Source organism: Streptomyces monashensis, assembly GCF_001866665.1.
GTDB classification, from domain to species: domain Bacteria; phylum Actinomycetota; class Actinomycetes; order Streptomycetales; family Streptomycetaceae; genus Streptomyces; species Streptomyces monashensis.
This window is the reverse complement of the sequence record NZ_MLYO01000091.1, coordinates 1-14,004: the sequence shown is the minus strand read 5'-3', so window position 1 is coordinate 14,004 and position 14,004 is coordinate 1. Positions and strand designations below refer to the sequence as shown.

Annotated in this window: 11 protein-coding genes; 10 read left to right on the top strand and 1 reads right to left on the bottom strand. The window is 72.7% G+C overall.

Translation table 11 applies throughout. The features are described from left to right. Positions 1 to 5 precede the first annotated feature (5 nt). The 5 genes from kdpA to BIV23_RS40930 all read left to right on the top strand — a co-directional run bounded on the left by kdpA (position 6) and on the right by BIV23_RS40930 (position 7,854). A complete protein-coding gene (kdpA, locus tag BIV23_RS40950; protein ID WP_071386086.1) occupies positions 6 to 1,670 on the top strand; it encodes a potassium-transporting ATPase subunit KdpA in 1,665 nt (554 codons plus the stop codon). A 29-nt stretch (positions 1,671 to 1,699) separates the two neighbouring features. Continuing rightward, positions 1,700 to 3,805, top strand: coding sequence for a potassium-transporting ATPase subunit KdpB (gene kdpB, locus BIV23_RS40945; RefSeq protein WP_071386085.1), 2,106 nt, complete (start codon positions 1,700 to 1,702; stop codon positions 3,803 to 3,805). A gap of 5 nt (positions 3,806 to 3,810) precedes the next feature. Beyond that, positions 3,811 to 4,518, top strand: a complete 708-nt coding sequence (locus BIV23_RS40940) for a potassium-transporting ATPase subunit C (RefSeq protein WP_071386084.1) — start codon at positions 3,811 to 3,813, stop codon at positions 4,516 to 4,518. A gap of 88 nt (positions 4,519 to 4,606) precedes the next feature. Next, positions 4,607 to 5,290 (top strand): response regulator, encoded by a 684-nt coding sequence (locus BIV23_RS40935; protein ID WP_071386083.1) that lies wholly within the window; start codon positions 4,607 to 4,609, stop codon positions 5,288 to 5,290. A gap of 14 nt (positions 5,291 to 5,304) precedes the next feature. Further along, a complete protein-coding gene (locus tag BIV23_RS40930) occupies positions 5,305 to 7,854 on the top strand; it encodes a sensor histidine kinase (protein ID WP_071386082.1) in 2,550 nt (849 codons plus the stop codon). Positions 7,855 to 7,872: 18 nt separating this feature from the next. On the opposite strand, the gene BIV23_RS40925 is transcribed toward BIV23_RS40930, so the two are convergent. Further along, positions 7,873 to 8,412, bottom strand: a complete 540-nt coding sequence (locus BIV23_RS40925) for a universal stress protein (RefSeq protein WP_071386125.1) — start codon at positions 8,410 to 8,412, stop codon at positions 7,873 to 7,875. A gap of 283 nt (positions 8,413 to 8,695) precedes the next feature. On the opposite strand from BIV23_RS40925, the gene BIV23_RS40920 reads away from it, so the two are divergent. The 5 genes from BIV23_RS40920 to BIV23_RS40900 form a co-directional block, all read left to right on the top strand. After that, positions 8,696 to 9,037 carry an SAV_915 family protein gene (locus BIV23_RS40920; protein WP_071386081.1) on the top strand — a complete coding sequence of 114 codons (342 nt, stop codon included), beginning with the start codon at positions 8,696 to 8,698 and terminating at the stop codon, positions 9,035 to 9,037. A 14-nt stretch (positions 9,038 to 9,051) separates the two neighbouring features. Continuing rightward, positions 9,052 to 10,380: a diaminopimelate decarboxylase gene (lysA, locus tag BIV23_RS40915; protein ID WP_071386080.1), complete on the top strand. Its 1,329-nt coding sequence runs from the start codon at positions 9,052 to 9,054 to the stop codon at positions 10,378 to 10,380. Between the two features lie 121 nt (positions 10,381 to 10,501). Then, positions 10,502 to 10,864, top strand: coding sequence for an ArsR/SmtB family transcription factor (locus tag BIV23_RS40910; protein WP_071386124.1), 363 nt, complete (start codon positions 10,502 to 10,504; stop codon positions 10,862 to 10,864). Further along, positions 10,857 to 13,532 carry a magnesium-translocating P-type ATPase gene (mgtA, locus tag BIV23_RS40905; protein ID WP_079173735.1) on the top strand — a complete coding sequence of 892 codons (2,676 nt, stop codon included), beginning with the start codon at positions 10,857 to 10,859 and terminating at the stop codon, positions 13,530 to 13,532. Before BIV23_RS40910 ends, mgtA begins: the two co-directional genes overlap by 8 nt. A gap of 211 nt (positions 13,533 to 13,743) precedes the next feature. Continuing rightward, positions 13,744 to 14,004 (top strand): undecaprenyl-diphosphate phosphatase (locus BIV23_RS40900; RefSeq protein ID WP_143079147.1); only part of this gene is annotated, 261 nt, incomplete at its 3' end.

Sequence of the window (14,004 nt, the reverse complement as noted above, 5' to 3'; positions counted from 1 at the left end):
CAGACATGGGTCCCGTACTCGCAGCCGTGCTCCAGCTGCTCGCCCTCATAGGCGCGCTGGCGCTCGTCTACGTCCCCGTCGGCAACTACATGGCCAGGGTCTACGAATCGCGCACGCACCTGCGCGTCGAGAAGTGGATCTACAAGGCCATCGGCGCCGACCCCGACGCCGAGATGACCTGGCCCGCGTACCTGCGCGGCGTCCTCGCCTTCTCGGCCGTCAGCGTCCTCTTCCTCTACCTCCTCCAGCGGCTCCAGGGCGTGCTGCCGGGCTCGCTGCACTTCTCGTCGGTGAACCCGGCGCAGTCGTTCAACACGGCCGTGTCGTTCGTGACCAACACCAACTGGCAGTCGTACTCCGGCGAGCAGACCATGGGGCACGTCGTGCAGACCGCCGGTCTGGCCGTGCAGAACTTCGTCTCGGCCGCCGTCGGCATCGCCGTCGCCGTCGCCCTCGTGCGCGGCTTCGCCCGCTCGCGCACCGGTGAACTGGGCAACTTCTGGTCGGACCTGGTGCGCGGCACGTTGCGCGTCCTGGTACCGATGTCGGTCGTCGCCGGGGTGATCCTCGTCGCCTGCGGTGCCATCCAGAACTTCTCCGGCATCCACGAGGTCGGCCAGTTCATGGGCGGCTCGCAGCAGTGGAACGGCGGCGCGGTCGCCTCCCAGGAGGCCATCAAGGAGCTGGGGACGAACGGCGGCGGCTACTTCAACGCCAACTCCGCCCACCCCTTCGAGAACCCGACCGGGTTCACCAACCTCTTCGAGATCTTCCTGATCCTCGTCATCCCGTTCTCGCTGACCCGCACCTTCGGCGTGATGGTCGGCAACGTGAAGCAGGGCTACGCGATCCTCGCCACGATGGTCACCATCTGGCTGGGCTTCACCGTCCTCATGATGTGGACCGAGTTCGCCCACCACGGCCCGGCGCTGCAGGCCGCGGGCGGCGCGATGGAGGGCAAGGAGGTCCGCTTCGGCGTCGGGGGATCGTCGATCTTCGCGGTGGCGACGACGCTCACCTCGACCGGTGCGGTGGACTCCTTCCACTCCTCCTTCACCGGCCTGGGCGGCGGCATCACCATGCTGAGCATGATGCTGGGCGAGATCGCGCCCGGTGGTACGGGCTCCGGCCTCTACGGCATGCTGATCATGGCGGTCATCGCGGTGTTCATCGCGGGTCTGATGGTCGGCCGTACGCCCGAGTACCTGGGCAAGAAGATCGGCGGCCGCGAGATGAAGCTCGCCGCCTGCTACATCCTCGTCACCCCCGCCCTGGTGCTGGTCTTCACGGCGGCCTCCATGGCGCTGCCGACCCCGCCGCACTCGATGCTGAACTCCGGCGCGCACGGGTTCTCCGAGGTGCTGTACGCGTTCACCTCGGCGTCGAACAACAACGGCTCGGCCTTCGCCGGTCTGAACGCGAACACCGACTGGTACAACACCATGACCGGACTCGCGATGCTGCTCGGCCGCTTCCTGCCCATGATCTTCGTCCTGGCGCTGGCCGGCTCGCTCGCCGAGCAGACGCCGGTCCCGGAGACCGCGGGCACCCTGCGCACCGAGAAGCCGCTGTTCACCGGCCTGCTGGTGGGCGCGATCCTGATCATCACCGGTCTGACCTACTTCCCGGCCCTGGCCCTGGGTCCGCTCGCGGAGGGACTGGCGTCATGACCACTGGCATAGACAAGCAAGAGGACTCGATGTCCACAGCCACCCCCACCCGGGCGCCGCACAGCGACGTCCCCACCGGGCACCAGCCCGCCGAGGGCCGTGTCGGCGCGGGCCTCTTCGACCCCAAGGCACTGGTCAGGTCCTTGCCGGACGCGTTCCGCAAGCTCGACCCGCGGGTGATGGTCAAGTCGCCCGTGATGTTCGTGGTGTGGGTCGGCTCGATCCTGACCACCGTCTTCTCCTTCCAGCACCCGGGTGACTGGTTCGGCTGGACCATCAGCGCCTGGCTGTGGCTGACGGTGATCTTCGCCAACCTGGCGGAGGCGGTCGCCGAGGGCCGCGGCAAGGCGCAGGCCGACACCCTGCGCAAGGCCAAGTCCGACACCGTCGCGCGCCGGCTGCTCGCGGACGGCACCGGTGAGGAGGAGGTGCCCGGCACCGCGCTGACCATCGGTGACCTGGTCGTCTGCGAGGCCGGGGACGTCATCCCCGGTGACGGAGACGTCGTCGAGGGCGTCGCGTCCGTGGACGAGTCGGCGATCACCGGCGAGTCCGCGCCCGTCATCCGCGAGTCCGGCGGTGACCGGTGCGCCGTCACGGGCGGTACGAAGGTGCTGTCCGACCGGATCGTCATCAAGATCACGACGAAGCCCGGCGAGACCTTCATCGACCGGATGATCAGCCTGGTCGAGGGCGCGGCCCGGCAGAAGACGCCGAACGAGATCGCGCTGAACATCCTGCTGGCCTCGCTGACCATCGTCTTCCTGCTGGCCTGCGCCACGCTGCCGCCGTTCGCCACGTACGCGGGCACCCACCTGACCATGGTCGTGCTGGTCGCCCTGCTGGTCTGTCTGATCCCGACCACGATCGGCGCCCTGCTCTCCGCGATCGGCATCGCGGGAATGGACCGGCTGGTGCAGCGCAACGTGCTGGCGATGTCGGGCCGTGCGGTCGAGGCCGCCGGTGACGTCTCCACGCTGCTGCTGGACAAGACCGGCACCATCACCCTCGGCAACCGCCAGGCCGCAGAGTTCGCGCCGGTCAGGGGCACCACCGAGGCGGAGGTCGCGGACGCGGCCCAGCTGTCCTCGCTGGCCGACGAGACCCCCGAGGGCCGCTCCGTCGTCGTCCTCGCCAAGGAGAAGTACGGGCTGCGCGAGCGGCACCAGGGCGAGCTGTCCGGTGCCGAGTGGATCGAGTTCACCGCCCAGACCCGGATGTCGGGCGTGGACGTCGACGGCCGCAAGATCCGCAAGGGCGCCACCGCCTCGGTGATCGCCTGGGTGAAGGACGAGGGCGGCACCGTCGCCGAGGACGCCGACGCCATCGCCAACCGGATCTCCGAGGCGGGCGGGACCCCGCTGCTCGTCGCGGTCGAGGACGACCGGGGCGCCCGCGTCCTGGGCGTCATCCACCTGAAGGACGTCGTCAAGGAGGGCATGCGGGAGCGGTTCGAGGAGCTGCGCCGCATGGGCATCAAGACGGTCATGATCACGGGTGACAACCCGCTGACGGCCAGGGCGATCGCGGAGGAGGCCGGCGTCGACGACTTCCTCGCCGAGGCCACCCCCGAGGACAAGATGGCCCTCATCAAGCGCGAGCAGGCCGGCGGCAAGCTCGTCGCGATGACCGGTGACGGCACCAACGACGCGCCCGCGCTCGCCCAGGCGGACGTCGGCGTGGCCATGAACACCGGCACGTCGGCCGCCAAGGAGGCCGGCAACATGGTCGACCTCGACTCCAACCCGACCAAGCTGATCGAGATCGTGGAGATCGGAAAGCAGCTGCTGATCACGCGCGGTGCGCTGACCACGTTCTCCATCGCCAACGACGTCGCGAAGTACTTCGCGATCATCCCGGCGCTGTTCGCGGCGGTCTACCCGGGCCTGGACAAGCTGAACATCATGCACCTGTCCTCGCCCAACTCGGCGATCCTGTCGGCCGTCGTCTTCAACGCGCTGATCATCATCGCGCTGGTGCCCCTGTCCCTGAAGGGCGTGCGCTACCGGCCGATGAGCGCGGACAAGATGCTCCGCCGCAACCTCGGGATCTACGGCATCGGCGGCCTGATCGCGCCCTTCGTCGGCATCAAGATCATCGACCTGCTCATCTCCCTCATCCCCGGAATCGGCTGATCGCCATGAACAACTCGGTTACCAACACCGTCCGGTTGCTCGGGGCGGGCCTGCGCGCCCTGCTCGTGCTGACCCTGGTGACGGGCGTCATCTACCCGCTGGTCGTCACCGGTGTCGCCCAGGCCCTGTTCAACAACAAGGCGAACGGCTCGGAGATCAAGGCGGACGGCAGGGTCGTCGGCTCGTCCCTGATCGGGCAGTCGTACAACCTGCCGCTGAAGAAGGGGCAGACCAGCGCGGACCCGGACCTGAAGTGGTTCCAGGGCCGCCCGCAGAACGGCCTCGGCCCGAACACCGTCAACACGCGGTACTCGTTGATCCTGTCCGGCGCCACCAACCTGTCCGCGGACAGCGGCGCGGTGAAGGGCGTCTGCCCGGCCCAGCCCGCGGACAAGACGCTCTGCGCCCAGGTGCTCGCCGCCAGGGACGCCGTGGTCAAGGACAACACCGTGCCCGGCTACACCGTCAGGCCGGCCGACGTCCCCGCCGACGCCGTCACCTCCTCCGGCTCCGGACTGGACCCGGCCATCTCCCCGGAGTACGCCGAACTCCAGGTCCACCGGGTCGCCGCGAAGAACGGACTGTCCGTCGCCGCGGTGGACAAGCTCGTCAAGGAGCAGACCCAGGGCCGCACCCTCGGCTTCATCGGTGAGCCGCAGGTGAACGTCCTGGAACTCAACATCGCGCTCAAGGACCTCGTGGCCGGGAAGTGACGGTCTTACGCGATTCGCGCCGGGAGCCGGCACCTCGGGACACCCCGGGTGCCGGCTCCCGCAGGCATGACAGGAGAGGCACACGCCCATGACCCGGGTGCTCGTGGTGGAGGACGACCCGCAGCTCGTACGGGCCCTCGTCATCAACTTGCAGGCACGTCACTACGGCGTGGACGCGGCCCCGGACGGCGCCACCGCGCTCCGGCTCGCCGCCGCGCGCCAGCCCGACGTGGTGCTGCTGGACCTCGGCCTGCCCGACATGGACGGCGTCGACGTCATCAAGGCGCTGCGCGGCTGGAGCCGGGTGCCGATCATGGTGCTCTCCGCCCGGCGGGCCTCCGACGAGAAGGTGGGCGCGCTCGACGCCGGCGCCGACGACTACGTCACCAAGCCGTTCAGCATGGACGAGTTGCTCGCCCGGCTGCGGGCCGCCGTCCGCCGCACCGAGGACACCCCGCTCGTCCCCGAGCTGACCCTGGTGCGGACGGCGGACTTCAGCATCGACCTGCTCGCCAAGAAGGCCGTACGGGCCGGGCGGGATGTCCGGCTGACCCCGACCGAGTGGCACCTGCTGGAGATCCTGGTGACCAACCCCGGCCGGCTGATCACCCAGAAGCACCTCCTCCAGGAGGTCTGGGGGGTCTCGCAGCGCAACAAGACCAACTACCTGCGGGTCTACATGGCCCAGCTGCGCAGGAAGCTGGAGACCGACCCGTCCCACCCCCGCTATCTCATCACCGAGCCCGGCATGGGCTACCGCTTCGAGGAATGACCCCGAGGAACCACATGGCACGCGGCAAGCTCCGGATCTACCTCGGTTCGGCACCCGGCGTCGGCAAGACGTACGCGATGCTGTCGGAGGCCCACCGCCGTATCGAGCGGGGCACCGACTGCGTGGTCGCCTTCGTCGAACACCACCGCCGGCCCCGCACCGAGGTGATGCTGCACGGCCTGGAACAGATCCCGCGCAAGGAGATCGAGTACCGGGGGAGCGTCTTCACCGAGATGGACGTGGACGCCGTTCTCGCCCGCCGCCCCCGCGTGGCGCTCGTGGACGAGCTGCCGCACACCAACATCCCCGGCTCGCGCAACGCCAGGCGCTGGCAGGACGTCGAGGAGCTGCTCGCCGCCGGGATCGACGTCATCTCGACGGTCAACATCCAGCACCTGGAGTCGCTGGGCGACGTCGTCGAGTCGATCACCGGCGTCCGGCAGCAGGAGACCGTGCCGGACGAGGTCGTCCGGCGGGCGGGCCAGATCGAGCTGGTGGACATGTCCCCGGAGGCGCTGCGCCGCCGGATGGCGCACGGCAACATCTACCGGCCGGACAAGGTCGACGCGGCCCTCGCCAACTACTTCCGGCCCGGAAACCTCACCGCCCTGCGGGAGTTGGCGCTGCTGTGGGTGGCCGACCGGGTCGACGAGTACCTGACCGAGTACCGCAGCGAGCACCGGGTGTCGACCATCTGGGGCTCGCGCGAACGCATCGTGGTCGGCCTGACCGGCGGCCCCGAGGGGCGCACGCTGATACGGCGTGCGGCCCGCCTGGCCGAGAAGGGCGCGGGCGGCGAGGTGCTGGCGGTCTACATCTCCCGCAGCGACGGGCTCAGGGCTGCCTCGCCGAAGGAACTCGCCGACCAGCGCACCCTGGTCGAGGACCTCGGCGGCACCTTCCACCATGTCGTGGGCGACGACATACCGGCCGCGCTGCTCGACTTCGCGCGCGGCGTCAACGCCACCCAGATCGTCCTCGGCGTCTCGCGCCGGCGCGGCTGGCAGTACGTCCTCGGGCCGGGCGTCGGCGCCACGGTCGCCGTCGAGTCCGGTCCCGACCTCGACGTGCACCTCATCACGCACGACGAGGCGGGCAGGGGCCGCGGCCCGGCGCTGCCCGCCGCCCGGGGCGCCCGGCTCGGCCGCTCCCGGGTCATCCGGGGCTGGCTGGTCGGCGTGCTCGGACCTGTGCTGCTGACCTGGCTGCTCACCAGCACCACGCCGGACGTCGGCCTCGCCAACGACATGCTGCTGTACCTGACGCTGACGGTCGCGGCGGCGCTGCTCGGCGGCCTCTACCCGGCGCTGGCCTCGGCGGTCGTGGGCTCCCTCCTGCTCAACTGGTACTTCACGCCGCCTGTCCACACCCTCACGATCGCCGACCCGAAGAACATCGTCGCCATAGCGATCTTCGTCGGGGTCGCGGTGTCCGTCGCCTCGGTCGTGGACCTCGCGGCCCGGCGCACCCAGCAGGCGGCCCGGCTGCGCGCCGAGTCGGAGATCCTGTCCTTCCTCGCCGGGAACGTGCTGCGCGGCGAGACCGGCCTGGAGGAGCTGCTGGAGCGGGTGCGCGAGACCTTCGGCATGGAGTCGGCCGCGCTGCTGGAGCGCTCGGGCGAGACGGCGCCGTGGACCTGCGCGGGCAGCGTGGGCCCCCGCCCGGCCGCGATCCCGGAGGACGCCGACGTGGACGTCCCCGTCGGCGACCACATGGCGCTCTCGCTCAGCGGCCGGGTGCTGCCCGCCGCCGACCGCCGGGTGCTGGCCGCGTTCGCCGCGCAGGCGGCCGTCGTCCTGGACCGCCAAAGGCTCCAGCGCGAGGCCGACCGGGCCGAGGAACTGGCCGAGGGCAACCGCATGAGGACCGCCCTGCTGGCCGCCGTCAGCCACGATCTGCGCACCCCGCTCGCGGGCATCAAGGCGTCGGTCACCTCGCTGCGTTCGGACGACGTCGAGTGGTCCCCGCGGGACCGGGCGGAACTGCTCGCGGCCATCGAGGAGGGCGCCGACCGCCTCGACCACCTGGTCGGCAACCTGCTGGACATGTCCCGCCTGCAGACCGGCACGGTGACCCCGATCATCCGCGAGACGGACTTGGACGAGGTCGTGCCGATGGCGCTCGGCGGGGTGCCGGAGGACAGTGTGGAGCTGGACATCCCGGAGACGCTGCCGATGGTCGCGGTCGACCGGGGCCTGCTGGAGCGGGCCGTCGCCAACGTGGTCGAGAACGCCGTCAAGTACAGCCCGCCGCACGAGCCGGTCCTGGTCTTTGCGAGCGCCCTCGCCGACCGGGTCGAACTGCGGGTCGTGGACCGGGGGCCGGGTGTCCCGGACGAGGCCAAGGACCGCATCTTCGAACCCTTCCAGCGCTACGGGGACGCGCCGCGGGGCGTCGGCGTGGGGCTCGGCCTGGCGGTCGCGCGGGGCTTCGCCGAGGCGATCGGCGGCACGCTGCACGCGGAGGACACGCCGGGCGGGGGACTGACGATGGTCCTGACGGTACGGACGGCGCCGTCGCGCGAGCGGTGCACGGGGCCGGTGGCGTCGGGCGAGTGCGGGTGAGCGGGGGCTGATCCCGCCTCAGGGGGTCGCGGTCGGCGGCAGCAACGGCAGTCCCCAGGTGTTCCGCCGCCGCACCGCGGCCAGTTCCGCCTCCAGCGGTGACGGTGGTACCGCCAGCACGGGGCAGGTGGCATGGGCGAGGCAGTAGCGGCTGACCGACGGCCACAGGCCGCGGCGCAGCAGGCCGCGGCCGCCGGTGCCGACGACCAGGACGTCGTCCTCCCGGTCGGCCGTGCGCACCAGCGCCCGGCCGGGGGCGCCGCGGACGACGACCGCCTGTCCGGGCAGCCCGGTGTCCGCGGCGCCGAACACGTCGCACAGCGCGCCGGCCAGCTGCTCGCGGGCCAGCTGCTCCCACCGTGGGACCAGGGCGCTCGTGGCCGGGAACCGGCGGGAGGCCAGATCGCCCTCCGGCGGCTCCCACGCCAGCACCGGCCAGAGTTCGGCCCCCCGGCGCCTGGCCTCGACGGCGGCCCGGGCCAGTGCGGCCGCACCGCCCGGCGAGCCGTTCACTCCCACCACGACCCGGGCGGCCGAAGGCGGGCGGTACTCGGACATCGGATCCTCCTCGTCAGCGGGAACCACGTCCATCACACCGCCCCTCCCGCCCTTCGAACAGCCCGTACGTCAGTTCTTGGCGGGCTTCTGACGGCCTGTTCCCACCCCTTCCGCCGAGCCCGTCAGCGGCGCGTCAAGGTCACCGGGATCGTCGTCAGCGTCCCGTCAGGGCCCGCCGGAACCCCCCGGACAGCGGGCATAACGTCGACGGCGAGCCCCGGTCCGCCTCCCCGCGTCCGGGGCCCTTCGGACCACTCGCTCCCTGCCCTTCGGGAGGCACCCCATGGCAGCACTTCTCTTCGGCGACGACCCCGAGCCCTCCGATCCGACCCCGGCCGGACCCCTGTACGTGCCGGTCCGGCCGGGACCCTCGGGATGCGCGGCCCGGCTCTTTCGCACCCCCCTCGGCGAGCGCACCGCCGTCGGTTTCACCTGTCTGCTCCGGCTGACCGCCACGCTCGGCCCCGACCAGCCCTGGATCCGCCTCGCCGAGCCCGCGTTGCGCGCGCTGACCGCCCCGCTCGGCGTCACCGCCCTCACGGTGGACCCGCAGTTCACCGCCCCGGCCGCCGGGCCGACAGGACCCAGGCCGGCGCCCGCACCGGCATCCGCGTTCGCCGCCTGAGAGGGGCAGTCACGATGACCACGGTTCACGAACCAGCCACCCGGGCCGCCGAGTTGTCGGTGTGGCCCGCCTCCACCGCCGAGTCCCCGCACGGCGACCTCGCCGTGGGCGGCGTACCGCTCGCGGAGATCGCCGAGCGCTTCGGCACCCCTGTATACGTCCTCGACGAGGCCGAGGTCCGCGACCGCTGCCGCACCTACCGCGACGCCTTCCCCGACGCCGAAGTCCTCTACGCCGCCAAGGCGTTCCTGTGCCGGGCCATGGCCCACTGGACGGCCGAGGAGGGGCTCGGCCTCGACGTCTGCTCGGCCGGCGAACTCGAACTCGCCGTCACCACCGGCTTCCCGGCGGAGCGGATCGTGCTGCACGGCAACGCCAAGTCCCCGCGCGACCTGGAGACCGCGCTGCGCCTCGGCGTCGGACGCGTCGTCATCGACAGCCCGTCCGAGATCGCCCGGCTGGCCGCCGCCGTCGGACCGCAGGGGCACCAGAAGGTGATGGTCCGGGTCGTGCCCGGCATCGGCGCGGGCGGCCACGACAAGATCCGCACCGGCACCGAGGACCAGAAGTTCGGGCTCAGCATCCGCGACGGCTACGCCCAGCACGCCATCACCCGCATCCTCGACCAGCCGCAGCTCCGGCTCACCGGCCTGCACTGCCACCTGGGCTCCCAGATCACCAGCGTCAAGCCGTACCTGGTCGCGGTGCGCCGCATGGTCGGGCTCATGTCCCGGCTGTACGAGCAGCACGGGCTGGTGCTGCCCGAACTCGACCTCGGCGGCGGCCACGGCATCGCCTACCGCCCCGGCGAGGAGGCACTGGACCTGACGGCGCTGGCCCGCAGGGTCCGTGCCGAACTGGCCGACGCCTGCGCCACGGCCGGGCTGCCGGTGCCCCGCCTGATCATCGAGCCGGGCCGGGCGATCGCGGGCCCGGCGGGCGTCGCGCTGTACCGCGTGCTGTCCGTCAAGCACACCGGCGACCGGGTCTTCGTGGCCGTCGACGGCGGCATGAGCGACAACCCGCGCCCGGCGCTGTACGGCGTCCGGTACGCGCCCCGGCTGGTGGGCCGGCGCAGCACGGCGGCGCCGGCCCCGGTGACCGTCGTGGGCCGGCACTGCGAGGCCGGTGACGTGCTGGCCGCCGGGGTCGAGCTGCCGGGGGACGTGCACCCCGGCGACCTGCTCGCCGTACCGGTGGCGGGCGCGTACCACCTGTCGATGGCCTCCGGCTACAACCTGGTCGGCCGCCCGCCGGTGGCCGCCGTCCGCGAGGGCCTGGCCCGGCTGCTGGTCCGCCGCGAGTCCCTGGAGGACATCCGCGGCCGGGACGTGGGCCTGTAGCCGCCGGTGCGCGTGCCGGGACCCGCGACGCCGGGGTGATCCCCGCGACGCCCCCTAGACTGGTCACCACATGTGCGAGGTCCGCATCGACCGGTGGACGGGTGGCGACAAGGAGGGGACCGTGGCACAGATCGCCCGCGGCTTCGAGGATCCGTCCGCCGAGGTGCTCGCGACGGCGGCCGCCGCCTTCGGGCTGCTGGCCGCGGCGCCGCGACTGCACATCATGTGGGCGCTGGCCCAGGGAGAGAGCGACGTGAGCGCCCTCGCGGACCGGGTCGGCGGGGCGCTGCCCGCCGTCAGCCAGCACCTGTCCAAGCTGAAGCTCGCCGGACTCGTCCGCTCCCGCCGGGAGGGCCGGCGGCAGATCTACTACGTCGGCGACCCCGATGCCGTCGCGGTCGTCCGCGTGCTGGTCGGCCGGCTGTCCCAGCGTGCCGGGGAGCCCCTCGCGCCGCTGACCGGGCTGCAGGGGACCGGTGCCTAGGAGCGCCCCGGCCTGGGGAGAGGACGCCGAGGCGCCGGCCGCCGGGGTCGTACCGGGCACGCGCGCGGCGGACGGCACCGGGCCGGAGCCGGCCGCCGGGGCGCCGGACGCGGCCACCGCACTGCAGGTGCTGCGGCGGCTGGACACGGGGCCGCGCGGACTGACCGAGGACGAGGCCGCGCTGCGCCTCGCCCGCTGCGGCGCGAACACGCTGCCCGCCCGCGAGGACGCCTCCTGGCCGCGCCTGCTGGTGCGCGGCCTGCGCGACCCCTTCACCGCGGTGCTGCTCTGTCTCGCCCTGGTCTCCGCCGCCGTGTTCGCCTGGTCCACCGCCTGTGTGATCCTCGCCCTGGTCGTGACCAGCAGTGTGCTGCGGGCCTCCGGCGAGTACCGCGCCGACCGGTCCATGGCCCAGCTGCGCGAGCTGGTCGCCACCACCTCCACCGTGCTGCGCCGGGCGGACGAGGAGGCGGCCCCCGAGGCCCGCGAGGTCCCGGTGGAGGACCTGGTCCCCGGCGACATCGTCCAGCTCGGCGCGGGCGACCTGGTCCCGGCGGACGTACGGCTGCTGCGCGCGCGGGGCCTGACCGTGCACCAGTCGGCGCTGACCGGGGAGTCGGCCCCGGTCCCGAAACACGCGGCCGACGTCGCAGCGGCCGCCGGGCCGGCCGGCACCGCCGTCTTCGAGCAGCCGCAGCTGTGCTTCCAGGGCAGCAGCGTCGCCACCGGCAGCGGCACCGCCGTCGTGCTGGAGACGGGCGGGCGCACCCGGTTCGCGGCCGCCCACGGCCGCACGGTCGGCCGACGCGAGGCGAGCGCCTTCGACCGGTCGGTGTACGGCATCTCGTGGATCCTGATCCGGTTCATGCTGCTCACCCCGCCGCTGGTGCTGATGGCCAACGCGGCGCTGCGCGACCGGGGGCTGGAGACCCTGCCGTTCGCGGTGGCGGTGGCGGTCGGACTGACACCGGAGATGCTGCCGGTCGTCGTCACCACCTGTCTGGCGCGCGGCGCGTCGCTGCTGGCCCGTACGCACGGGGTGATCGTCAAACGGCTCCCGGCCCTGCACGACCTGGGCGCGGTCGACGTGCTGTGCCTGGACAAGACGGGCACCCTCACCCAGGACCGGCCGGTGGTCGAGCGAGGCCTGGACGCGGCGGGCGCCGACGATCCCGAGGTGGTCCGCTGGGCCGCCGTCAACGCCTGGTGGACCCTCCAGCTCGCCGAACTGCCCGAGCCCGACGCCCTGGACGAGGCGGTCCTGGACACGGCCGACGAGGACGACCTCATGGCGTACGACGGGGTCGCGGCGCTCCCGTTCGACCCCGTGCGCCGGCTCGCCACGGCCGTGGTGCGCACCCCCGGCCGGCTGGGCTCGCACACGCTCGTCGTCAAGGGCGCCGTGGAGGCCGTCCTGGAGCGCTGCGCCCTGGAGCCGGCGGAGGCGGACCGGCTCGCGGACCTCGCGGGCCGGGCCGCGCGGGACGGACTGCGGGTGCTGGCGGTCGCCACCGCCGAACGCCCGGCCCGGCTGCGCGACTACACCCCGGCCGACGAGCGCGGCCTCGACTTCCGCGGCTTCGTCACCCTGCGCGACGCGCTCGCGCCCACCGCCGCGCCCGCCCTCGCCGCGCTCGCCGCACGCGGCGTCGCCATCAGGATCCTCACCGGCGACCACCCCGGCACCGCGGCCCGCGCCTGCCGCGACCTGGGCATCGAGCTGGGCCCGGACCAGGTGGTCACCGCCGACCGCACCGATGCCCTGACCGACGCGGAACTGGCCGACCTGGCCCGCCGTACGACGGTCTTCGCCCGCTGCACCCCGGAGCACAAGGCGCGGATCAGCGCCGCGCTGCGCACCGGCGGGCACACGGTGGGCTTCCTCGGCGACGGGGTCAACGACGTCTCGGCCCTGTGGGCGGCCGACGTCGGCATCGCCCCGCGCGACGCCACCGACGTGGCCCGGGAGGGCGCCGACGTGGTGCTGGCCGAGAAGGACCTCACCGCCGTCGACCACGCCATCCACGCGGGCCGGCACAGCGGCGGCAACATCGCCACGTATCTGCGCATCACCCTGTCGTCCAACGTCGGCAACGTCATCGCGATGCTCGCCGCCGGTCTGCTGCTGCCCTTCCTGCCGATGCTCCCGGCGCAGGTACTGGTGCAGAACCTGTGCTTCGACACGGTGCAGCTCGCCTTCGCCTACGACCGCCCCCACCCGGCCCTGCTGCGCCGCCCCGCCGCCCTCGACCCGCGCGCCCTGCTGCGCTTCATCACCGGGTTCGGCGTCCTCAACGCGGCCGCCGACCTCGCCACCTTCGTCGTCCTGGCCCTCGCCCTGCACGGCCCCGGCCCGGCCGAGGACGAGGCGGTCTTCCACTCCGGCTGGTTCACCGAGAACCTGATCACCCAGAGCCTGGTGATGATGCTGCTGCGCACCGGACGCCGGCTCTTCGAGGACCGTCCGCCCGGCCCGGTCGGCTGGACCGCGGCCGCCCTCGCGGTCATCGGCCTGGTGCTGCCGCCGTCCCCGCTCGGCCCGCTGCTCGGCCTCACCACGCTCCCGCTGGAGTATTACCTGCTTCTCACCATCGTCCTCGCGCTGTACGCCGCCGGGCTCGTACTGGCCCGCAGGCGCCACGAGCGGAACCTGCTCGGCGACTGGTGAACCGGGCGGAACCGGATGATTCCCGGCGCCGGTCCGGGTGTCGGTGACCGCCGACGGCCGGATAAGGGGCCGGTACCGGCCGCGAGCCGGGTGCTTCGCGCGGCCTGTCCGGGTTCTTGCTCGCGTGTAGTAGGTTGCGCCGCCGGAGCCGTCCGCCGCGCGCGGGTCCTCGGCTCCGCCCCCTCGCGCACCTGGAGACGAAGGCCGGCCGATGTCCGTTCTGACCTATCCCGAAGCGGTGGGCGTCGGCCTGCTGCAAGGCGTCACCGAGCTGTTCCCGGTCTCCAGCCTGGGGCACAGCATCCTGATTCCCGCCCTGCTCGGCGGGCACTGGAAGCACGACCTGGACGTCTCCGCCGACGGATCCCTCTACCTCAACGAGCTGGTCGGCCTCCACCTGGCCACCGCCCTCGCACTCGTCGTCTACTTCTGGCGGGACTGGGTGCGCATCGTCCGCGGCCTGGTCACGTCG